The sequence below is a fragment of the Sphingobium cupriresistens genome, from assembly GCF_004152865.1.
GTDB lineage: Bacteria > Pseudomonadota > Alphaproteobacteria > Sphingomonadales > Sphingomonadaceae > Sphingobium > Sphingobium cupriresistens.
Window position 1 is genome coordinate 1 of sequence record NZ_SEOO01000036.1, and the last position, 22,379, is coordinate 22,379.

At 65.4% G+C, this 22,379-nt stretch carries 22 protein-coding genes; 8 read left to right on the forward strand and 14 right to left on the reverse strand.

Annotated elements, in window-relative coordinates; genetic code table 11:
* Positions 1 to 703 precede the first annotated feature (703 nt).
* Together EWH12_RS17375 and EWH12_RS17380 are read left to right on the forward strand one after the other, a co-directional pair.
* Positions 704 to 1,576 (forward strand): helix-turn-helix domain-containing protein, encoded by an 873-nt coding sequence (locus tag EWH12_RS17375; RefSeq protein WP_129927346.1) that lies wholly within the window; start codon positions 704 to 706, stop codon positions 1,574 to 1,576.
* Positions 1,577 to 1,607: 31 nt separating this feature from the next.
* The gene (locus tag EWH12_RS17380; RefSeq protein ID WP_066605706.1) at positions 1,608 to 1,835 is read left to right on the forward strand and encodes a hypothetical protein; all 228 of its coding nucleotides are present in this window, start codon (positions 1,608 to 1,610) and stop codon (positions 1,833 to 1,835) included.
* A 100-nt stretch (positions 1,836 to 1,935) separates the two neighbouring features.
* Here EWH12_RS17380 and EWH12_RS17385 read toward each other — a convergent pair whose 3' ends face one another.
* On the reverse strand, positions 1,936 to 3,252 hold the full coding sequence (locus EWH12_RS17385) for a hemolysin family protein (protein ID WP_129927347.1): 1,317 nt from the start codon (positions 3,250 to 3,252) through the stop codon (positions 1,936 to 1,938).
* 152 nt (positions 3,253 to 3,404) lie between these two features.
* On the opposite strand from EWH12_RS17385, the gene EWH12_RS17390 reads away from it, so the two are divergent.
* On the forward strand, positions 3,405 to 4,085 hold the full coding sequence (locus EWH12_RS17390) for a YiaD family glycine zipper/OmpA-like lipoprotein (RefSeq protein ID WP_066607368.1): 681 nt from the start codon (positions 3,405 to 3,407) through the stop codon (positions 4,083 to 4,085).
* A 94-nt stretch (positions 4,086 to 4,179) separates the two neighbouring features.
* Here the strand turns inward: EWH12_RS17390 and EWH12_RS17395 are convergent, their stop codons facing one another.
* The 12 genes from EWH12_RS17395 to EWH12_RS17450 all read right to left on the reverse strand — a co-directional run bounded on the left by EWH12_RS17395 (position 4,180) and on the right by EWH12_RS17450 (position 15,227).
* Positions 4,180 to 4,800: a MarC family protein gene (locus EWH12_RS17395; RefSeq protein ID WP_066605708.1), complete on the reverse strand. Its 621-nt coding sequence runs from the start codon at positions 4,798 to 4,800 to the stop codon at positions 4,180 to 4,182.
* Entirely contained in the window at positions 4,797 to 5,417 is a 621-nt protein-coding gene (locus EWH12_RS17400; RefSeq protein ID WP_129927348.1) for a YybH family protein, read from the reverse strand. The genes EWH12_RS17395 and EWH12_RS17400 overlap by 4 nt, the downstream gene beginning before the upstream one ends.
* On the reverse strand, positions 5,414 to 6,307 hold the full coding sequence (folD, locus tag EWH12_RS17405) for a bifunctional methylenetetrahydrofolate dehydrogenase/methenyltetrahydrofolate cyclohydrolase FolD (protein ID WP_066605711.1): 894 nt from the start codon (positions 6,305 to 6,307) through the stop codon (positions 5,414 to 5,416). The genes EWH12_RS17400 and folD overlap by 4 nt, the downstream gene beginning before the upstream one ends.
* On the reverse strand, positions 6,304 to 6,645 hold the full coding sequence (locus EWH12_RS17410; protein ID WP_129927362.1) for a DUF167 domain-containing protein: 342 nt from the start codon (positions 6,643 to 6,645) through the stop codon (positions 6,304 to 6,306). Before EWH12_RS17410 ends, folD begins: the two co-directional genes overlap by 4 nt.
* Positions 6,642 to 6,956 (reverse strand): YggT family protein, encoded by a 315-nt coding sequence (locus EWH12_RS17415; protein WP_066605714.1) that lies wholly within the window; start codon positions 6,954 to 6,956, stop codon positions 6,642 to 6,644. The genes EWH12_RS17410 and EWH12_RS17415 overlap by 4 nt, the downstream gene beginning before the upstream one ends.
* 104 nt (positions 6,957 to 7,060) lie before the next feature.
* Positions 7,061 to 7,627, reverse strand: coding sequence for a DUF1993 domain-containing protein (locus EWH12_RS17420; protein ID WP_129927349.1), 567 nt, complete (start codon positions 7,625 to 7,627; stop codon positions 7,061 to 7,063).
* A 10-nt stretch (positions 7,628 to 7,637) separates the two neighbouring features.
* Positions 7,638 to 8,555 (reverse strand): acetylglutamate kinase, encoded by a 918-nt coding sequence (gene argB, locus EWH12_RS17425; RefSeq protein WP_066605722.1) that lies wholly within the window; start codon positions 8,553 to 8,555, stop codon positions 7,638 to 7,640.
* A gap of 300 nt (positions 8,556 to 8,855) precedes the next feature.
* A complete protein-coding gene (locus EWH12_RS17430) occupies positions 8,856 to 9,530 on the reverse strand; it encodes a queuosine precursor transporter (protein WP_129927350.1) in 675 nt (224 codons plus the stop codon).
* A gap of 140 nt (positions 9,531 to 9,670) precedes the next feature.
* The gene (locus tag EWH12_RS17435) at positions 9,671 to 11,185 is read right to left on the reverse strand and encodes a Ppx/GppA family phosphatase (RefSeq protein ID WP_066605727.1); all 1,515 of its coding nucleotides are present in this window, start codon (positions 11,183 to 11,185) and stop codon (positions 9,671 to 9,673) included.
* The gene (locus EWH12_RS17440; protein WP_129927351.1) at positions 11,185 to 13,323 is read right to left on the reverse strand and encodes an RNA degradosome polyphosphate kinase; all 2,139 of its coding nucleotides are present in this window, start codon (positions 13,321 to 13,323) and stop codon (positions 11,185 to 11,187) included. Before EWH12_RS17440 ends, EWH12_RS17435 begins: the two co-directional genes overlap by 1 nt.
* 3 nt (positions 13,324 to 13,326) lie before the next feature.
* A complete protein-coding gene (locus tag EWH12_RS17445; RefSeq protein ID WP_066605730.1) occupies positions 13,327 to 13,965 on the reverse strand; it encodes a P-loop NTPase family protein in 639 nt (212 codons plus the stop codon).
* Positions 13,962 to 15,227 (reverse strand): hypothetical protein, encoded by a 1,266-nt coding sequence (locus tag EWH12_RS17450; protein WP_066605733.1) that lies wholly within the window; start codon positions 15,225 to 15,227, stop codon positions 13,962 to 13,964. Before EWH12_RS17450 ends, EWH12_RS17445 begins: the two co-directional genes overlap by 4 nt.
* 188 nt (positions 15,228 to 15,415) lie before the next feature.
* Here EWH12_RS17450 and purM point away from each other — a divergent pair, with 188 nt between their 5' ends.
* The 4 genes from purM (at position 15,416) to nadB (ending at position 20,207) form a co-directional block, all read left to right on the forward strand.
* Positions 15,416 to 16,510, forward strand: coding sequence for a phosphoribosylformylglycinamidine cyclo-ligase (gene purM / locus EWH12_RS17455; RefSeq protein WP_066605736.1), 1,095 nt, complete (start codon positions 15,416 to 15,418; stop codon positions 16,508 to 16,510).
* Positions 16,511 to 16,561: 51 nt separating this feature from the next.
* Entirely contained in the window at positions 16,562 to 17,512 is a 951-nt protein-coding gene (gene purN, locus EWH12_RS17460) for a phosphoribosylglycinamide formyltransferase (protein ID WP_129927352.1), read from the forward strand.
* A gap of 42 nt (positions 17,513 to 17,554) precedes the next feature.
* Complete coding sequence (locus EWH12_RS17465; RefSeq protein ID WP_129927353.1) at positions 17,555 to 18,484, forward strand: ABC transporter ATP-binding protein; 930 nt, start codon at positions 17,555 to 17,557, stop codon at positions 18,482 to 18,484.
* A 118-nt stretch (positions 18,485 to 18,602) separates the two neighbouring features.
* Positions 18,603 to 20,207, forward strand: a complete 1,605-nt coding sequence (gene nadB, locus EWH12_RS17470; RefSeq protein ID WP_066605739.1) for an L-aspartate oxidase — start codon at positions 18,603 to 18,605, stop codon at positions 20,205 to 20,207.
* 6 nt (positions 20,208 to 20,213) lie between these two features.
* Here the strand turns inward: nadB and EWH12_RS17475 are convergent, their stop codons facing one another.
* Entirely contained in the window at positions 20,214 to 21,056 is an 843-nt protein-coding gene (locus EWH12_RS17475; RefSeq protein WP_129927354.1) for an alpha/beta fold hydrolase, read from the reverse strand.
* A gap of 172 nt (positions 21,057 to 21,228) precedes the next feature.
* Here EWH12_RS17475 and EWH12_RS17480 point away from each other — a divergent pair, with 172 nt between their 5' ends.
* A complete protein-coding gene (locus tag EWH12_RS17480; RefSeq protein WP_129927355.1) occupies positions 21,229 to 22,365 on the forward strand; it encodes a serine hydrolase in 1,137 nt (378 codons plus the stop codon).
* Positions 22,366 to 22,379: the final 14 nt, after the last annotated feature.

The window sequence follows — 22,379 nt, forward strand, 5'->3', positions numbered from 1 at the left end:
GCCAGGATCAAACTCTCAAGTTTGATGTCCGATACATACCAGCCGGAATAAGGCCAATATATACCGCTCATTTCCAGGAGCCATTCCTGCACAATATATAAACTAGTGGATATATATTGAGACATATGAACGATCTGCCGAGCAAGCCCGACAAAACCCAATAAGGAACGGCCTAAATTTGACCGATCATATCACGCCTGAAAGCCGTGACAAACCGGAGCCGCCGCCCACATGTCCCTTCATCTAACCAACAATGTCAAAGAACCGACAACTAAAGAGGGACAGCCATTCTTCCTCGAAACTGGTTCCGAGGGAGGGCGTCCCGTCCATGTTGGCGACCGTCTGGCGCAGCGCCGCAAAGGCGCCGTCCCGTCCGGTGAGAGGCCCTCTAGGCCCCACCTCTGAGTCGGTCAATGACTTTTTTCAAAAACGCGCTCCGATCGCCCATATGGACGGCAGAGAAATCGAAAAATCAGAAAAGCGCCACAGGCATGTAACCTCCATCCCGATCAAAGGGAGCCTTCAAGCAGCCTTCAAGCGGATAGATGGGATCTTATCTTTTATCGTCTGTACGAGAGGGCAGATTCATCGCGATTTCCCTTGCACTCAGGAACCATGCTTGGCACGGTGGAAAGGCATCGGAAATCATGCTTTTCAACAGGATGTTCGGCATCGATCCGCCTTCGGTGATTGACGATCCCTCATGACCACCGCCCCCATTCCCAGCTTCTACCTCTATGGCGAACCCCAGCGCAGCGTGGCGGAAGGCTTCGTCCATGTCGAAAGCCTGGACGATCGGTCCCGCCCCAGCGAATGGACAATCCGCCCGCATGTCCATCGCGACCTCAACCATATCATCCTGATCGGCGAAGGCGGCGGCGCGATGCAGGCGGAGGCGGCGCAGGTCCGTTTCGACGCGCCCTGCCTGCTGCTGATCCCGGCCGGCATCGTCCACGGCTTCACCTGGCACAGCGAGTCGGGCGGCCATGTCACCACCATCGCCGACGCCTATCTACGCCATCTGGTCACTCGCGACGCCGATCTTGCCCCGCTCTTCACCCATCCTCATGCCGTCCCCCTGCCGGTCGGGGACGGCTCTGTGGCCCAAGACATCATCATGCGCATGGCGCAAGAACTGGGCTGGTCCGGCCCAGGCCAGCGCGCCGCCGTCGAATCCGCGCTCCTCTCGCTGATGGTCTTCGCCCTGCGCCACGCAACACTGGCGCAGGCGGCCCGGCCCGGCACCGCGCGCCAGGCCGCACTGGTCGCACGGCTGCGCGAACGGATCGAACAACGCTTCCGCCGGCGCGAACCCGTGGCGGATCACGCTAAAGCGCTCGGCACCAGCCTCACCGCGCTGCGCCAGGCCTGCGCGCAGGTCGCGGGCAGCGGCCCCGCCCAGATGCTCGACGACCGCGCCTTGCTGGAGGCGCGCCGCCTGCTCCTCTATTCCCAGCTGTCGGTGGCGGAGATCGCCTATGCTATCGGTTTCGAAGACCCGGCCTATTTCTCACGCTTTTTCACCCGCCATATCGGCCAGCCGCCCCGCGCCTATCGCGCCGCGCGGACAGGTTGACGGCGCGCGCCGCGCTCTTACATAGCCAGCCATGACAGCGGAAAAGCTAACCGACCTGCTCGTGGCCCGGCTGGTCCGCGACCACGGCAAAAGCAAGCATCACTGGCGCAAGGTGGTGGGCAAGCTCAGGCTCTACAGCACCGCCACGCATCCCCATTGCAACTGGAATGCCACGCCAACCGGCAGTTTTCAGGATGTAGCGCTGATCGAGCGTCTGCTCGACGACCTGCGCATGACGCACCCGCTGTTGAACGCATGACGCTCGTCTAGCCCTCTCCCGCCTTTCGCGCAAAAGGGCGGACAAGAACAGTCCGCTTCCGGTCGACAGGCGTCAAACTCACCCATTTGCCGAGTCCCTCCTAACGCTCCGCCACCAGCAGCTTGTCGATCTTGCGCCCATCCATGTCCACAATCTCGAATCGCCATCCCTGGTCGTCGATAAAATCGCCCACTTCCGGCAACCGTTTGAGCAGCCACAGCGCATGGCCCGCCACCGTCGCATAGTCGCGGTCTTCGGACAGGTCGATGCCGATCCGCTCGGCCAGTTGGTCGATCGGCATCTGCCCCGACACCAGCAGGCTGCCATCGTCCCGCTCGACCATGTCCGGGTCGTCATAGGCGTCGCGGTCCGACGCGAAATGGCCCGCAATCGCCGACAGCAGGTCGGCCGGGGTCACGATCCCCTCGAAATGGCCATATTCGTCATGGACCATCACCATCGGCACGTCGGACCGGCGCAGCACTTCCAGCGCGTCCATCGCATCGACCTGGTCCGGCACCACTTCCGCCCGGCGCATCAGCGCCCCGACATTCAAGGATTCGCCCCGGAACAGCGCGGTCATGATGTCGCGCGCCTGGACGATGCCGATAATGTCCTCCACCGACCCGCGCCCCACCGGCAGGCGGGTGTGCGGCGTTTCCAGCAACCGGGCGCGGATGGTCGCGTCGTCGGCGGCGATGTCGATCCAGTCGACGTCCATCCGCTGGGTCATCACTTCGCGCACCGGCCGGTCGGCCAGCCGCACGACGCCCGATATGATCGCCCGCTCGCTTTCCTCGATGATGCCCGACTTGCTGGCCTCCGCGACGATCAGGTGCAGCTCCTCGGCGGTCACATGATGTTCCGATTCGCGGTCCAGCCGCAGTAATTTGAAGATCAGGCTGCTCGACCCGTCCAGCACCCAAACGATCGGCGCGGTGATCTTCGACAGCCACAGCATCGGCGTCGCGACCAGCACCGCGATCGGTTCGGGCGCGCGCAGCGCGAATTGCTTGGGCACCAGCTCGCCCACGATCAGCGACGCATAGGTGGTCAGGCCGATGACCAGCGCGAACCCGGCATTTTCCGCCAGATTGGGCGACAGGCCCAGCATCTGCAAACGCTCGCCCGTCGGCCCGCCCAGGCTTGCGCCCGAATAGGCGCCCGCGACGATGCCGATCAGGGTGATGCCGATCTGCACCGTGGACAGGAACTTGCCCGGATCGCTGGCCAGCGCCAGCGCGGTGGTCGCGCCCTTGCGCCCTGCCTTCTCCATCCCCTGCAACCGCGGCTTGCGCGCGGAGACGATGGCCAGTTCGGACATGGCGAAGACACCATTCAAGGCGACGAGCGCCAGGATGATGACAAGATCGGCCCAGGGAAAGGGCGTCGGATTATGGAGGGAGATCGTGGCCATGGTGGTCAACTACCTCCTATAACCGCTAATCTTTCAATTTCACAACATCCCCCTCATCATCGGTTCAGTTCGCATGTGGAACAAACGCCATGTTCGACCATTATGAGGGGCAGTCGCTCCTACAGGCGCGAAAAAGACAAGGGAACAGGATCATGAGGATTTCTCACCGCATCATCGGCGCCGCAGGGCTGGCCGCCATGCTTGCCACCACGGCCTGCACGACGGACCCGACCACGGGCCAGCGCAGCATTTCGAAGGCGGCGATCGGCGGCATCGGCGGCGCGCTGGGCGGCTATCTGCTCGGCGATCTGGTCGGCGGCCGCAACGACCGGACCGAAAAGATCCTTGGCGCGGGCATCGGCGCGGTCGCGGGCGCGGGCATCGGCGCCTATATGGACGCCCAGGAACGCAAGCTGCGCGAAGAAACCGCCGGCAGCGGCGTGGACGTGATCCGCGACGGCGACAATCTGCTGCTGCGTATGCCGTCGGGCATCACTTTCGCCTATAATCAGGCGGATGTTCAGCCCCAGTTCCAGCCGACGCTGAACGACGTCGCATCGGTGCTGGCGCAATATCCCAAAACCTATATCGACGTGTACGGCCATACCGACAGTGACGGCGCCGACGCCTATAACCAGACCCTGTCCGAACGCCGCGCCCAGTCGGTCGCCAGCTATCTGGCTGGCAAGGGCGTCCAGTCGGCCCGCATCGGCACGCGCGGCTTTGGCGAGACCCAGCCGATCGCGTCCAACGCGACCGAAGAAGGCAAGGCCGCCAACCGCCGCGTCGAAATCAAGATCGCCCCGGTCACCGAAGCCGACGTGAAGGGCTAAACCATAATATCCGTTCGTTTCGAGCGAAGTCGAGAAACGCCAAGCGCATTGCTAACCGCTTCTCAACACGCTCGAAGCGAACGGAATTGTTCCGTTAAAAACTCGCCTTCAGCCCGTCGATCACGAACTGCGCCGCCAGCGCGGCCAGCAGCACGCCCAGCAGGCGGGTGATCACCGCCTCGATCTTGCGCCCCAGCAGCGCCATCAGCGGTCCCGCCGCGATCAGCGCCCCCAGCATCAGCGCCAGCGTCAACACCACCGCGCCCAGCACCACGCCGCGCTCGGCCATGCCATTGGCGCGCGACATCAAGAGCATCACCGTCGCGATCGATCCCGGCCCGGCGATCATCGGCATCGCCATCGGGAATACTGACACATCCTCGACATGCGGCTCTTCGGTGCTGATCTTGTTCGCCCGGTCCTCGCGCCGCTGGGTCCGCTTTTCGAACACCATGTCCATCGCGATCATGAACAGCATGATGCCGCCTGCAATGCGGAAACTGTCGAGCGCGATGCCCAGCACGCCCAGCAACTGCTTGCCCCACAGCGCGAAGACCAGCAGGATCGCCGCCGCGATGCCGACCGCGCGGATCGCCATCGCCCGCCGCTGCGCCGGGCTCGCCCCGTTGGTCAGGCTGGCATAGATCGGCGCGCAGCCCGGCGGATCGATGACGACAAACAACGTCACGAAGGCGGAAATGAACAGCTCGATCATGATTCCGCCCTCACCTTGTCGTCGATCACCGTCTCATAGGCCGCGCCGGTCCACATGCGCACCGTCACCTGCCGGCCGCCGTCGGTCGCAACGTCCGCGGTCCAGATCAGGCTCTCGTCGGGCGGTGGCGGCGCATCCCCCTGCGGGCCGCGCTTGCAGGTTGCGACTTTGCCGCTCAAAAACTCCGGCGTCGCGCGCGCGGTGGCCAGCCTGTCGCCATGATCCATGATCCATTGCCAGCGCCCCTTCTTGTCGCGCCGCCAGATGGTCGTAAAATAACCGACCGCTCCATCCGGCCGGGTCCAGTTGCCGGTGCTGGCGGCCAGATTGCCGTCGCACGACACATAGGCCACCGATGGCGACCAACGCACAGACGCGGCCGGATTGGCCTGTTTCTTCAGCCATTCCTTCGCCACCACCTTCTGCGGCACGAACATCACGGCGTCGTCCGCGGCCGTCTGCGCAAAGGCGGTCCATTGCCCCTTCTCCTGCGCCAGCCGGTTGAACGCGATCTCCGCCGCAATCACGCTGCTGGGATCGGGCTGAAAACCCAGCGGCGGTTTGGCGGCGACCAAAGCCGCCGCACCCAAAAGCAACAGCCCCAGCCGCGCCGTCACAACCCCTCCGGCTTGCCCAGCCCCGCCCGCGCATGGGCCGCGACCAGCGTATTGCGCAGCAGCACGGCGATCGTCATCGGCCCGACGCCGCCGGGCACGGGCGTAATCGCGCGGACATGGGCCAGCGCCTCGGCCGTGGCGACATCGCCCACAATCCGGGCCTTGCCATCCTCGGTATCGGTCACGCGGTTGATGCCGACGTCGATCACGGTCGCGCCCGGCTTGATCCACTCGCCCTTCACCATTTCGGCGCGGCCCACGGCGGCCACGACGATGTCGGCGCGATGCACCACGCTCGCCAGATCGCGGGTGCGGCTATGCGCGATCGTCACGGTGCAGCTTTCCGCCAGCAGCAACGCCGCCATCGGCTTGCCCACGATGTTGGACCGGCCCACGACCACGGCCTCCAGCCCGGACAGGTCGCCCAGTTCGTCCTTCAGCAGCATGATGCAGCCCAGCGGCGTGCAGGGCACCAGCGCCTCCTGCCCGGTCGCCAGCTTGCCCGAATTGACGACATGGAAACCGTCCACATCCTTGGCCGGATCGATCGCGCCGATCACGACCGCTTCGTCGATATGCCCCGGCAACGGCAATTGGACCAGGATGCCGTCGATCCGCTCGTCATGATTCAGTTCTTCGATCAGGTCGAGCAGATCCTCCGCGCCGATGCTGTCGGGCCGCTTGAATTCGAAGCTTTCCATGCCCGCCGCGACCGTCATCTTGCCCTTGGACCGGACATAGACGCTGCTGGCCGGGTCTTCGCCCACCAGAACCACCGCAAGCCCCGGCTTGCGCCCGGTCGCCTCGACGAAGCCCGCCACGCCTTCGCCCACCGTGTCGCGCAGGGTGGCGGCGAACGCCTTGCCGTCGATGATCTTGCCGATGGTCATGTCTGTCCTACCCATGTTTCGATAAGCGCGGTCAGGCGCGCCGACGCGCGGCCGCCACCGATGATGCGCAGCCGCTTTAGCCGGTTGGTGTCGCCAGATTCCAGCAAAATCGCGCTGCGCGGCCAATCCAGCCCTTTCGCCAGCAGCGCGATCAGCGCGCCATTGGCCCGGCCCTTTTCCGGCACGGCGCGGACCCGCGCGGACAGCCAGCGCGCATTGCGCTCATCGATCCAGCCACCGCCTATATCCTCTTTCGCCGCACCCGGCGTCAGCCGGACGGCGATCAACAGGTCGTCGCCCGCTATGGTCCAGACGGGGGTCGGACAGACAGGATTCAGGCCGCGGCCCGCATCAGCGCCGCGAACAGATTCTCGCGCACCGGCCCCTGCAATATGATGACCGCCAGCAACACCACCATCGGCGACAGGTCCAGCGCGCCCAGATCGGGCAGCACCTTGCGCACCGGACGATAGAGCGGCTCGGTCATCCGGTCGAGCGCATAGAGGCCGTTGCGGACATATTCGTTCGACGTATTGATGACGTTGAACGCGATCAGCCAGCTCAACACCGCCTGCACGATGATGATCCACCAGATCGCCTCCAGCACGATATAGACGATGCCGTTCAGGGCGTTGAGAAGTTCGAACAAGCTACCGGCCTTCCATGCTGCGCTGCCGCGAATGTAATGTCGTATCTAGCTATCTGCCCCCTGCGCCACAAGCGCCCGACGCGGCTTATTCGATCAACGACAGGTCAGCCCGTGGGCATCGTCCCCGGCCGGATATGGCCGAACATATGCGCGACATAATCCGCTTTGCCCAGAGCAACCCCTTGCGCCCGCAGGATCGCATAGGCGGTCATGACGTGGAAATAAAATTGGGACAGCGTCCAGTCGCGCGCATATTGCTCCGCCGTCAGGTCCAGGATGATGCCGTTGGGCAGCGCGTGGGCAATTTGCGTACCCGCAGCCCCGTCCAGCGCATCGTCCGACAGGCTTTGCAACAGGGCGAGCGCCTCGCCGATCCGCGCCTTCGCGTCCGCGATCGAACCGGGCCGCTCGCCCGCCTCGCGCCCTTCGTTCAGCAATCCGTCCAGCGCGGCGGGGAACGCCTCACCCTGCAACCGATAGACCGCCTCATGCGCCTGGACGCAGGCGAAGCGGATCTGCGTCGCCAGCGGAAACATGTCGGGCGCCAGTCGCGCCGACAGCAAGGCCTCGGCATCGGCGGCGGGCAATTGCGTCTGCGCCTTGTCCAGCCAGCCCGACAAAGTGCCCAGCATCTGGCTAAAGGTCGGGACGATCAGCGAAGTCAGCGTCATCAGCCGTTCCTTATTTCCGCACCAGCGTACCGGCGCCCTGGTCGGTGAAGATTTCCAGCAGCATCGCGTGCGGCACCCGTCCGTCCAGGATGACCGCGGCATCCACCCCGCCCTCGACCGCACGGACGCAGGTTTCCAGCTTCGGGATCATGCCCCCGCTGATCGTGCCGTCCTGCTGCAACACGGCGATCGCCGCCGGGTCGAGGTCGCTCAGCAACTGCCCCTGCTTGTCCAGCACGCCCGCGACATCGGTCAGCAGGAAGAAGCGCGACGCCTTGAGTTCCGCCGCGATCGCCCCGGCCATCGTGTCGGCGTTCACATTATAGGTGTGGCCATCGGTGCCGATACCCACCGGCGCGACGACAGGGATGATGCCCGCCTGCGCCAGCGTGTCCAGGATGCGCCGGTCCACCGACACCGGATCGCCGACGAAGCCCAGATCGACATTGCGCTCGATCCCCGAATTGGGGTCCGCCTCGCGCCGGCCGCCGACCTTCTCGCACAGGACCAGCCCGCCATCCTTGCCCGAAATGCCCACCGCACGACCGCCCGCCCCGGCGATCCAGCCGACGATTTCCTTGTTGATCGATCCGGCCAGCACCATCTCGGCGATCTTGGCCGTCTCCGCGTCGGTCACGCGCAACCCGCCGATAAACTGCGATTCGACGCCCAGCTTCTTCAGCATCGCGCCGATCTGCGGCCCGCCGCCATGGACGACGACGACATTGATGCCCACCGCCTTCATCAGCACGACATCCTCGGCGAAATCGCGCGCGGCTTCGGGATCGCCCATGGCATGGCCGCCATATTTCACGACGAAGGTCTTTCCCGCATAACGCTGCATATAGGGCAGCGCCTCGACCAGGGTTTCGGCCTTCGCCAGGAGCGCGGGATCGGGGGCGTGCTTGCTGTTCATGCGCGGGCGCATAAGGCTAAAGGACGCCCGCTGCAAGGTTTGCGCATCGCCCGCCGGCGCACTTTGGAGCGGGAACCTTCAACCTAACTCGCCCCGTTCGTGCTGAGTAGGGGCTGAGCGAAGTCGAAGACCCGTATCGAAGCATCAAGCGCTACGTATAATCCTCCGATACGCCATTTCGACTTCGCTCAATGGCTACTCAGGACGAACGGATTTAGCGCATGTCGTGCGAGCGAAGCGGAAGAAAGTCAAATAATTAGTTCGCCAACTAACGAGAATCATGAACCCGCCACAACTGTCGCACTCCCTGTCTCAGTTGCGATCCAGCCGCCGCCCCAGCGCCACCAGCAGATAGATGACAGGCGGCACCAGCAGCGCCGACAGCAGCACCTTGGCCATCATCTGGCCCAGCAGCAATTCGCCGATCGGAAACACCCCGTAAAAGGCGATCGTCACGAACAGCAATGTGTCGACGATCTGCGACAGGATGCTGGCGACCGCCGCCCGCAACCACAATAGCCGCGCGCCCTCCCTCCCTTTCAGCATCGCGAACAGGGTGACGTTCAGCGTCTGCGAAATGCCATAGGCGATGATCCCGCCTGCCCAAATGCGCGGCGTCCCGCCCATCATCATCGCGAAGGCTTCGGCCCTTTTCGGGTCCATGTCGCCCGCCGCAGGCGCGGCCAGCACGAGGATCGACAGCAGGATCGACGCGATCAGCGGCAGGAAACCGATCTGCACCAGCCGGTTCGCGACCGCGCGGCCATGCAATTCGGCCACCGCGCTGGAAATCGTCACCAGCAGCAGGAAGGCGAAAATCCCCGCCTCCACCGCCAGCGGACCCAGCCCCACCATCGGCCCGACCCCCGCCAGCGGCCCCAACGCGACCTGCTTGTTGCCCAGCACGCCGGCGATGCAGACCATGCCGCCATAAAAGATCGAGAAGGCGAAGAGCGAACGGCTGATGGGCGCGGGGGAAGCAGTCATCGGCCGCCCTTACCGGCAATTACCGCGTAGGGGAAGACAGGTGACGACGGGCCGGAGGGGCGACGGCGCTGACCTCCGTTCGTCCTGAGCCTGTCGAAGGACGCAGCCTCACCTTGCCTAACAAAGCAAAGCCTCCACCCTCACCGCAACAACCGATATTTAACCCCCATCGCCTGCGCCAGATTGCGCAACCGCCGCTCGACCGTCTCGCCATAGAGGTCAGCATCCGAATCCCGCAGTTGCAACTCTATATGCCCCTCCGTCCGGCTCAACCGCGACACCGCCAGCGGCCCTTCGACCCCGCCCGACAGGCGCTGGGCCAGGCGGATCGCCAGCCCCCACAGCGCCGCCCGGCGCAATAATTCGGGCTTCGCCAACAACTCCACGCCCGGCGGACAGCTCATGCCCCCGCCGAAATGGCTATGCAGCGCCTGCGCCAGCATCGCCCGTTCCGGCGCGGTGATCCCCACCCAATTGCTGTGCAGCGCGATCTCCACGCCGCGCTCGGCGCGGAAATCGGGATTGGCGCGCCATCCGACATCGGCCAGCAGGCAGGCGGCCCGGCGGATGCGTCGCGCAGCCGCATCGTCGTCGGCGAACAGCGGCGCAATCCACTTGTCGATCCGGTCGCCATGGCCGCGAAAACGCGCCTGCGCCTCCCCTTCCGCCTCGGCCGCGACCAGCAGCGGGTCATCCGCCCTTATATCCTCCGGCAAAGCTTCATACAGCAGCCCTTCGCGCAGGCCATAGGCCGACACGACCAGCCGACTCGCCTTTAACTGCCGCACCACGACCGACAGCAGGGCGGCCGCGTCGGGCAGCGTCGGCACGCGCGATCCCGTCATCGCCGGGATCTGCTTCAACCGGGTGCGATCGACATGGCTGACGATCCGGGTCAACTGCTCCGCCCGCGCGGCGGTCATCTCATATTGGTGAACGACGGGCAGCGGAAAGCTGGTCAATTGCATGTCGAACCGCGCCAGCGCGCGCCACGACCCGCCGACCAGATAAAAGGGCAGGTCCGGTTCCGGCGTCCATCCCGCCTTCTCCAGCATCTTGACCACGATCCGCTCCAGCATCCGCGGCCCCTTGGCCCGGATTTGCGGCAGGCGCAGCACGCCCAGCGGCAGCGAAATCGTCTGCTCCACCGCTCCGTCCCGGATGCGCGCCAGCTCCAGGCTGCCGCCCCCCAGATCGCCGACGATGCCGTCCGCGTTCGGGATGCCTGACAACACCCCCATCGCCGCGCCGATCGCCTCCTGCGCCCCGGTCAGCAATTCGACCGTCAGCCCCATATCCTTGGCGCGGGCAATGAACTCGCCTCCGTTGGTCGCGTCCCGCACCGCGGCGGTGGCGACGCAGCGTATCTCGGTCACCTTCATCGCCCGGCACAGATGGGCGAAGCGGCCAATGGCGCGCAGCCCCCGGTCCATCGCCTCCGGCTCGATCGCGCCTGTCTTCGCCAGCGACGCGCCCAGCCCCGCCATCACCTTCTCGTTGAACAGGGTGAAAGGAATGCGGCGCGGCCCGTCATAGACGACCAAGCGCACGCTGTTCGATCCGATGTCGATGATCGCGGTGCGCGCATGGGCCGGCTGCGGCGACGTCGCCATGCTCTCGGCGACGGCGCGAACCCGGCTCAGCATCGAATTCATCAGGCGCGTCCACGCAGGCGCAACGTCGGCACCGCTTCATTATCCAGCGCCGCGCCGCGCCCCGACAGCGACGGGTTGGTCATGAAATACCGGTGCAGGTTGAACGGTTTGTCGCCCGCCTCCAGTCGGGTATAATGGCCCTCGCTGTCCAGCGACCAGCTTTGTTCGGTGTCGATCAGGTTGGCGACCATCACCTGGTCCAATATCTGGTCATGCACCGTGGGGTTCTCGATCGGCGCCATGAACTCGACCCGCCGGTCGAAATTGCGCTGCATCCAGTCGGCCGAACTGATGAAGACCTTCGCGCCATTATTGGGCAGCGCCTTGCCGTTGCCGAACACCGCGATGCGGCTATGCTCCAGGAAACGGCCGACGATCGACTTCACCCGGATATTCTCCGACATGCCCGGCACCCCCGGCCGCAGGCAGCATATGCCGCGCACGATCAAATCGATCTGGACCCCCGCATTGCTCGCGGCATACAGCTTCTCGATGATCGCGGGATCGACCACGCTGTTCATCTTCGCCCAGATATTGCCCGGCCGCCCGGCGCGGGCATGGTCGATCTCCGCGTCGATCAGGCGGCACAGCGTATCGCGCAGGTCGCGCGGCGACATGACCAGCTTTTCCAGCCGCTCCGGCTCGACATAGCCGGTGATATAGTTGAACAGCGCGGCGGCGTCCCGGCTATAGGCCGGATCGGCGGTGAAGAAGCTGAGGTCTGTATAGATGCGCGCCGTGATCGGGTGATAATTGCCCGTGCCGAAATGGCAGTAGCTGCGGAACTGCTCGCCCTCGCGCCGGATCACCATCGAAATCTTGGCGTGCGTCTTCCAGTCGATGAAGCCATAGACCACCTGCACGCCCGCCCGCTCCAGCGCGTCGGCCCACATCAGATTCTGCTCTTCGTCGAACCGCGCCTTCAACTCGACCACCGCGGTCACGGACTTGCCCGCCTCGGCCGCATCGATCAGCGCCCGGATGATCGCGGACTGCTTGCCCGCACGATACAGCGTCTGCTTGATCGCCACCACATCCGGGTCGACCGCCGCCTGTTTGAGGAAGGATACGACGACGTCGAACGCCTCATAGGGATGGTGGACGACGATGTCCTTGGCCCGGATCGCGGCGAAACAGTCGCCGCCATATTCGCGGATGCGTTCGGGAAAGCGCGGGGCATAGGGTTCGAACTTCAAATCCGGCCGGTCGGCGTCGACGATGCCGGACAGGTCGCCAATGCCGACGAACCCCTCGACCTCGACCACCACCGCTTCATGGCCCTGGAGCATATCCTGCAACATCTCCTCGACCGGTTCGGGGATGCGCTCCTCTATCTCCATGCGGATCACCCGGCCGCGCCGACGCCGCTTGATGGCGCTGCGGAAATGGCGGACCAGATCTTCCGCCTCTTCCTCAATCTCTATGTCGCTGTCGCGGATGATGCGGAACACGCCGCTGTTGCGCACGCGATAGCCGGGGAACAGGTCGGCCGAAAAGCGCCGGATCACCGCCTCCAAAGCCATGTAGCGCGCTGCATCGCCCGGAATCCGCACGAACCGCGCCAGCGTCGGCGGGATCATGACCAGCTCGCGAATCGGCTGCTTGTCCGACAAGCGCTGCAGGTCGAAGATGATCGACAGCCCCTGATTGGGGATGAAGGGGAAGGGATGCGCCGGGTCGAGCGCCTGAGGCGTCAGGATCGGGAAGATCTGCGTCAGGAAATGCTCGCGCAACCATTGGCCGCAGGCCTCGTCCATCTCGCTCGCTGGCCCGATCACCTCGATGCCAACCTGCGCCAATTCGTCGTGAACGGCGCCCCACACCTTCTGCTGCGCCAGCATCAGCCGCGTGCTTTCCTCGGTCAGCGCGGCCAGTTGCTGCGCCGGGGTCAGCCCGTCGGCGGAACGCAGGTCGACATCCTGCAACTGCTGCCCCTTCAGCCCCGCGACCCGGACGGAGAAGAACTCGTCCATGTTCGCGCCGGATATGGACAGGAAACGCAGCCGCTCCAGCAACGGATGGGCGCGGTTCATCGCCTCCTCCAGCACCCGCTGGTTGAACGCCAGCCAGGACAGCTCGCGGTTGAAATAACGGTCGCTGGGCAGCGCCAGGCTGGCGGAGGGATCGGCTTCGGCCACGGATTACTCGCGTTGCGGAGGAGGGGGATCGGGCGGGACTATAGGCAGAAAGCCTGCGGCTTGCAGAGCCTCTTTCGCCAGTGCGACAGAAATCTTGCGTCCAGATGACAATGCGGCGCGGTCCAGCAAATGCGTGACCGCCGCGATTGCGCCATAGCTGCGCTCGACCCGGCGCACCAGCCAGTCGGGCAAGTCGGCGGCATAGCCCGCCCCGGCGGTATCGAACGCCCGCTCGATCAGCGCGCGGGCCAGCGCCTCGTCCGGCTCATGGATCGCGACATGGGTCACGGCCGCCAGCCGCGACCGCAAATCGGGCAGCGCAACGGTCCAGCTCGCCGGCGGCGCCAGCCCCACCATCAGCAACGGCCGCCGTTCGGTCTGCGCCGCGTTCCAGGCATGGAACAGCCGATGCTCGTCCTGCCCTTGGGCATCGTCGATGATCTCGCCGCCGCTGATCCGCGCGAAATGGCGCGCCAGCGTGGATCGGCCCGATCGTGGCGGCCCGGTCAGCACGCTCACCGACAGCGGCCAGTCGCGCCACCGTTCCAGATGCGCGACCGCCTGGGCGTTGGCGTCGCTGACCAGAAAGTCGCCATCACCCGCGCCACCATGCCATTCGAAGGGCAGGCTGATCTGGCTCATTGCGGGGGCGGGGACGCCTGTCGCCGCGTAATCCGCAGCGTCGTGCCGGACACCGCGACGCTATAGCCGCGCGCCTGCAACCCCGCGCGCAGCATGTCGGCCGTGCCGTCGAAGCTGACCTGCATCACCGACGTGCCGCCCAGCGCCAGGCTGCTGGTATTGGCGGCCCGCACGCCGGGGATCGACCGCACCGTCGATTCGCCCGCGCCGATCGACCCGACATCGGGCGTGTCGAACTGGATGGAGAAGCTCGTGCCGGTCGTGACCACGCTCGGCAGTTCGACCGCCTCGACCGGCGCCTCGACCGCATTTTCGATCTCCAGCGCGGCCGGATCGACCGGCTCCTCGATGATGAGCGAGGGGTCGGGCCGCAAGCGGCCATCGTTCAGCGCCCGGATATACAGCTCGTCGATCCGCCGCGCGCCCTCGTCCATCATCTTGGGCAAACCGCTGTCGTTCGACGCGCGCAGCGTCACGCTGCCGATCAGGCTGTTGTCGGGACCATAGCGGGCGGTGAAAGTGCCGGTCACCGGCCCGCCGGGATAGGCCCGGTCGAGCCGCGCGATCGGGATCACCACGTCGGCGGCGCCATATTGGTCGAGCAGCACCCGCCACCACAAGCGCCCGCGCCGCCCGGTCTGGCCGGCGTTCAGCAGGATGGGATCGGCGATCGATCCCGCCACCCGGACATAGTCGATCGCGCTGTCGCCGGTGCGGTATCGCGCCCAGGCCTTCTGCCATTCATTGGTGCGCTCATAGGATACGGCCGATCCGCCGTCCCACAGCACCGGGATCACCAGCAGGGGCGGCGACCGCATCACATTGCCCGACACGCCCAGCAGCGCGCCCGTGCGCGCACGATCGAACAAGATGCCCAGCGTCGCGACATAGCGGGTCGGCCCGGCCTGCTCATAATCAATCTCGATGCCCGAAACCATCGCCTCGATCTGCGAATCGGACAGCGCGGGCGCGCCGCCGCCGCCATGGGTCCGCGTCCACAGCATCCGCCACGCCTGCCGCTGCGCCATGCGCCACCCGGTGTAGCGGGCCGTATCGGCATCCTTGGCGAACACATCGACCTTGACCCCGCGCACCTCGAAATCGCCGCCGCTGGCGATCGGCGGCACGCCGCGCTCCCCCTCCATCTGCGCGAACAGGGCGGCGGCCGCGAGGCCGAGCGCAATGGCGAACAGGATCTGGACGGGCCGCGAGAGCAGGCGCACAAGGGCTGCGGGGCGGGTTAGGGACTGGCTCAGGCTCACGCGCGCCCTTTTGGCGACAATTGCCCGCCATGCCAAGCGGCAACGCAAGACTTATCCCCACCTCCGTTCGCCCTGAGCCTGTCGAAGGGCGTTGCGTGCGCCCTTCGACAGGCTCAGGGCGAACGGAGCAAAGTGCTGGACCGCGCGAAACTCGACATATTGCTGTTTCGACCGTAGAGCGCTGCCTCATGAGCGACAACGAATCCTACAGCTACGCCAAGGCTGGCGTCGACATCGCCGCGGGCAACGCCCTTGTCCGCGCCATCGCCCCCTTGGCCAAGGCGACCCGCCGCCCCGGCGCCGACGCCGAACTGGGCGGCTTCGGCGGCTTTTTCGACCTCAAGGCCGCGGGCTATGACGACCCGTTGCTGGTCGCCGCCAACGACGGGGTCGGCACCAAACTGAAACTGGCGATCGACCATGACCGCCATGATGGCGTCGGCGTCGACCTGGTCGCCATGTGCGCCAACGACCTGATCGTCCAGGGCGCCGAGCCCCTCTTCTTCCTCGACTATTACGCCACCGGCAAGCTGCAGAGCGGCGTCGCCGAGCGCGTCATCGCCGGCATCGCGCAGGGCTGCCGTATCGCGGGCTGTGCGCTGATCGGCGGCGAAACCGCCGAAATGCCCGGCATGTACGCCGATGGCGATTATGACCTGGCCGGTTTCTGCGTCGGCGCGGTCGAACGGACCAAAGTTCTGACCGGCAACCGGGTCAAGGCGGGCGACGTCCTGCTCGGCCTCGCTTCTTCGGGCGTTCATAGCAACGGCTTCTCGCTGGTCCGCCGCCTCGCCGCCGACAAGGGCTGGAAGCTCGATCGCCCGGCGATCTTCGATCAGGACGTGCTGCTGATCGACGCGCTGATGGCGCCCACGAAAATCTATGTGAAGAGCCTGCTGCCGCTGGTGCGCGCCGGCATGATCCACGCCCTCGCCCACATCACCGGCGGCGGCCTGCTGGAAAATATCCCGCGCGTCCTGCCCGACGGCTGCCACGCCACCGTCGACGCCGACAGGTGGGAACAGCCGCGCCTGATGGCCTTTCTTCAGGCGCAGGGCCATATCGAGCCGGCAGAAATGGCGCGCACCTTCAATTGCGGCGTCGGCATGGTGCTGGCCGTGGACGAAGCCCATGTCGCCGCCGTCACCAAGGCGCTGGAGGATGCGGGCGAAACCGTCTTTCGCATTGGCGCCGTCAGCGAAGGCGACAAGGGCTGCACCGTCAAGGGCTGCACCGAAACCTGGAGCGCCAAAGCCGACTGGTCGGCGACCCATCTGGGCTGATCTAACAATCCCCCTCCCTTCAGGGAGGGGTCAGGAGAGGGCATGTCGGATATGCACAAAGCAAAAGTCGGCGTCCTGATTTCCGGCCGCGGCTCCAACATGGCCGCCCTGCTCTATGCGGCCAAGGCGCAGGATTGCCCCTATGAGATCGTCCTGGTCGCCGCCAACGATCCGCAAGCCCCCGGCCTGTCCCTGGCCGCTGCGGAGGGCATCGCAACCTTCGGCCAGAGCCACAAGAGCCTAAAGCGCGCCGAATTCGACCAGATCATCGACGCGCAACTCCGCGCGGCCGGCGCCCAATATGTCGCGCTCGCGGGCTATATGCGCCTGCTCTCCCCCGCATTCGTATCGGCATGGGAAAACCGGATGCTCAACATCCACCCCAGCCTGCTGCCCAAATATAAGGGGCTGGATACGCACCAGCGCGCCATCGACGCGGGCGACAGCCATGCCGGCTGCTCGGTCCATATCGTCACTGCCGAACTGGACGACGGCCCGGTGCTGGGCCAGACCCCGGTGGCGATCCTGCCCGGCGATACGCAAGACAGCCTCGCCGCCCGCATCCTGATCGCCGAGCATCAGCTCTACTCCCGCACCCTCGCCGACTTCGTCACCCGCGAACGCCAGCCCGACTGGCTGCTGGGCAAGGTGCGCGAAGCCGCTCTGGCCCTGCCGCAGGCGGACGAGATCGTCTCTCACGGAATGCCCTGCTTCGGCATCGTGAAAGGCAAGAAATTCGCTTACTTCACCCGCGACCATCATGGCGACGGCATCATCGCCGTGCTGGTGAAGACCACCGCGCCAGAGGAACAGGCGACGCTGATGGAAGCCGACCCGGACCGCTATTATCGCCCCGCCTATTTCGGCGCCGAATGGGTCGGCATCCGCCTCGACCTGGGCGACACCGACTGGGATCATGTGGCGGAACGGCTGCGATCAAGCTGGCGGCAGGTCGCACCGAAGAAGCTGACGGGCCTGATGGATATCGCCGACGAGTTTTGATCCTCTTCCTTTTGCCGGCTTCGATCCCCATAGAGTTGAGCCATGACCGACAGCCCTACCCCCGCCGCCATCCAGATCCGCAACCTCACCAAAGTCTATAAGGGCGGCAAGCGCGCGCTCGACGGCATCAACCTCTCCATCCCGCGCGGTCAGATTTACGGCCTGCTCGGTCCCAATGGCGCGGGCAAATCGACCACGATCAACATCCTGGCCGGCATGGTGAACAAGAGCGCGGGCGACGTCAGCATCTGGGGCTTCGATATCGACGCCAGCCCGCGCAACGCGAAGAACAGCATCGGCATCGTGCCGCAGGAAATCGTCTTCGACCCCTTCTTCACCCCGTTCGAGACGCTGGAAAATACGGCTGGCTTCTATGGCGTGCCCAAGGACCGCCGCCGCACGATGGAATTGCTGCGCGCGGTGCATCTGGACGACAAGGCCCATGCCTATGCCCGTACCCTGTCGGGCGGCATGAAGCGCCGGCTGCTGGTGGCCAAGGCGATGGTGCACAGCCCCCCGATCCTGGTGCTTGACGAGCCGACCGCGGGCGTCGACGTGCAATTGCGCCAGCAACTGTGGGCCTATGTCCGCGAACTCAATGCGCTGGGCGTGACGATCGTGCTGACCACCCACTATCTCGAAGAAGCCGAGCAATTGTGCGACCGCATCGGCATCATCAACCATGGCAAGGTCATCACCGACAAGCCGACCCGCGAGCTGATCGCCATGGCGCAGGAGAAGGTCGTGCAGGTCACGGTCGATCGCGACGTGACGGTGATCCCCGACGCACCCTGTTTCGAGAAAATAGACCTGTCGGACGACCGCACCCTGACCATCACCTATATGAAGGACCGCGCCAATGCCGGCCAGGTGCTGAGCGCGGTGCAGGCCAGCGGCCTCGCCATCGTCGACGTGGTCACGCGCGATCCGGACCTGGAGGATGTCTTCCTCAACCTGACGGCGGCGGCTTAGGACAGGCGCCATTGCACCGTTCGCCCTGAGCTTGTCGAAGGGTCGTACTTGCCTTCAAAGAAGGGCTGGGCTTCGACAGGCTCGGCCCGAACGGAAATAGAAAAGCGCTAGGACGAAGATGACCACCACCACCCACGACGTCATCATCATCGGTTCCGGCGCGGCCGGGCTGACGGCCGCCATCAACCTCGCGCAGGACCGCAAGGTGCTGGTGCTGGCCAAGGGCGCGCTCGATGGCGGGTCCACCAACTGGGCGCAGGGCGGTATCGCCGCCGTACTCGACGCGGGTGACAGTTTCGAGGCGCATGTCGAAGATACGATGGTCGCGGGCGCTGGCCTCAACGATCGGGCCACGGTCGAATTCGTCGTCTCCGAAGCCCCCGCCGCCATCGACCGGCTGGCGCAATTGGGCGTCCCCTTCAACGAAGGAGAGGCGTTTGGCGAACGCTGGCACCTGACGCGCGAGGGCGGCCACAGTCATCGCCGCATCGTCCATGTCGACGACGCCACCGGCCATGCCGTACAGATCGCGCTCTTGAAGGCCGCCCGCGCCAATCCCAACATCACCTTGGTCGAAGATCTGATCGCGATCGACCTCATCACCTCCCGCCATGGCGAACGCTATTCGGGCGACGGCCATGTCTGGGGCGTCTACGCCTTCAACAAGAAGACCAAGCGGGTGGATGCGCTGCTCGGCAAGGCGACGATCCTGTGCACCGGCGGCGCGGGCCGCACCTATCTCTTCTCAACCGCCCCGCGCGGCGCGACCGGCGACGGCATCGCCATGGCCTGGCGCGCGGGCTGCCGCGTGTCGAACATGGAAATGAACCAGTTCCACCCGACCTGCCTCTATAATCTGGAGATCAAGAATTTCCTCATTACCGAGGCCGTGCGCGGCGAAGGCGGCCACCTGAAACTTCCCCCCGGCGTGCCTGGCGGCGGCGAGCGTTTCATGCCCCGCTTCGATCCGCGCGAGGAGCTGGCCCCGCGCGACGTCGTGGCCCGCGCCATCGACCATGAAATCAAACGCCTTGGCCTCGACTATGTCCATCTCGACATCAGCCACAAAGACCCGGAATTCGTGAAGCACCACTTCCCGACCATCTATGCCCGGCTGCTGGACCTCGATATCGACATCACCAAGGAGCCGATCCCGGTCGTGCCCGCGCAGCATTATACCTGCGGCGGGGTGGTGATCGACCTCGACGGCCGCACCGACCTGCCCGGCCTCTATGCCGCGGGAGAGGTCAGCGAGAGCGGCCTGCACGGCGCCAACCGCCTCGCCTCCAACTCGCTGCTCGAATGTTTCGTCTTCGGCGAGGCGGCGGCCAGGCATATCCGCGCCCATTGGGACGATCTGCCCGCCCCGCCGTCGATCCGCCCTTGGGACGAAAGCCGCGTGACCAACAGCGACGAGGAAGTCATCGTCCAGCATAACTGGAAAGAAATCCGCCGCTTCATGTGGGACTATGTCGGCATTGTCCGCACCACCAAGCGGCTGGAACGCGCCCAGCACCGCGTCGCCCTGCTGGCGCAGGAGGTGGACGATTATTACGGCAATTTCCGCGTCACCCCCGACCTCATCGAACTGCGCAACCTGCTCGAAGTCGCCCGACTGATCGTCCGCTCCGCCCTCCACCGCAAGGAAAGCCGCGGCCTCCACTATACGCTCGACTATCCCGAAACGCTGCCCGACGCCATCGACACGGTCCTGGCGCCATAAACGCCGTCAGACCGCCAGAAAATCCTTCAATGCCGCGTTGAAGCGCGTCGGCTGGTCACCCATCACCATATGGCCGCTCGGCCCGATCGCTTTCAAAAGCGTGGCCTTGCGGGGCGCATAAGCGGTACGGAAGCGGCTGGTGATGGCGGCGGCCTGATCGGCGTCGCTGCCCACGGCATAAACCACCTCCAGCGGCGCGGCGAGCTGCGGCAATTGGGGCGTCAGGTCGATATTGGCCAGGTCGCGCAGCGCATTGGCGATGACATCGGGGTCGCTGCCCCTGGCGCCGGGCGTCTGCGCGACCATCTGCCCCAGATAGCGCCGCCCCGCCTGCGTGCCCGTCAGATAACCGCTCAACTGGTCGGCCAGAAAGCCCATGCCGCTGGCCGTTCCACCCACCATCGCCGCGCCGGCGGGCAGCATATCCACCACCATCACCCGACGCGCCAGGCCTTTGAGGCCTAGCAGCATCGCCAGCGTACCGCCCATGCTATGCCCGACGATCGCCGGGCGTTTCAGCCCGGCCGCGGCGATATAGCGGGCGATCTCGTCTGCGACCGACTGGATCAGCGCCCCGCTGGCGTTGGCTTCCGGGGCCAGCCCGGCAAAGCCGCGCACATGGACCAGATGATAGCGATAGCCCGGCACCCCGCCCAGCACGCCGTTCCAGATGCCTGGGCCACTGGCCAGGCCGGGAATCAGGATGACATCGGCGCCAGAGCCACGCACCGTCATCGCGATCCGGCGCGACGCGAACGGCGCAGCCTGCGCCACCCCGCTCCACATTGCGCCACCTGTCGCCAGCGTGCCCAACATCAGCGCGCGCCTGTCCATCTTCGCATCGTTCATGCCGCCCTCTTGCCCACCCGGCCCTGAACCGCAAATGAGCGATGGCGCATCCTGTCAATCGGTTGCATCATTCATCCTCCTTACATCGCGTTTGTGGAATCATTCGTCGCATCGGTCTTGCCGGACAAGCGGTAGACCGCCCCTATGTCGCCAAGAGAGTGCGGGGACGCTAATGACATTGCAAAAAAACCGGGGCGGTTCCGCGCGCCTGGTCCTGTTGATCGCGGCGCTGTCGGCCTGTGTGAGCGCGCCGGAACCACCAGCGGCACGGGCCGCTGCTGCGCCACCGCAAAAACCGCAACCCACCACCAACACCTGGCCGATCCGCCAGGTCGCCAATCCGCCTTTGCCCTATCGCGACATCGACCAGAATGAAACGCCGCCGCCGGCGCTGGTCAGCGTCGTGCGCAATCTGGGCCAGAGCTTTCATGGCAAGGTCGGCATCGCCGTCCGCCGCATCGGCGCGGACTGGACCGTCGCCTGGAATGGCAATGCCCTCTTCCCGCAACAGAGCGTGTCGAAACTGTGGGTGTCGATGACCTTCCTCGACGCGGTGGATCGCGGCAAGCTGCGCATCACCGACACGACCACCATCACCCGCAACGACCTGACTCTGTTCCATCAGCCCAGCGCGGCGCTGGTGGCCAGGGAGGGCGGCTGGACCACCAGCTACTCCGACCTGATGCGCCGGGCGATGACGCAGAGCGACAATACCGCCAACGACACGCTGCTGCGCGCCGTTGGCGGGCCGGAGGCGGTGCGCAGCTTTCTGGCCCGGCGGATGATCAAGGATATCCGCTTCGGCCCCGGCGAACGGCTGCTGCAATCGGCCACGGCTGGGCTGGACTGGCGGCAGGATTATTCCGTCGGCCGCAATTTCTACGCCGCCCGCTCGAAACTGCCCATGTCGGTGCGGCAAAAGGCGCTGGACAATTATCTCGCCAGCCCGCCCGATGGCGCGGCCCCGTCCTCGATCGTCCAGGCGCTGGCGAAGCTTAAGGAGGGCCAGATGCTCTCCCCCGCCTCCTCGCGCTTGCTGCTGTCGATCATGGCGGAGGCCAAGACCGGGCCGCAGCGGATCAAGGGCGGCGTGCCGCCGGGCTGGCACTATCTGCACAAGACCGGCACCGGCCAAGATCTTCCCCCGCGATCGACCGGCTATAACGATATCGGCATCATGAGCGCGCCTGATGGCGCAAACTATGCCGTAGCGGTGATGATCGGATCGACCACCGTGTCGATCCCAGAACGCTGGGCGCTGATGCAGGCGGTGGCGAAGGCGGTCGTGGCGAATCACGAACCGCGATAGCCGGGCTGGAGGGG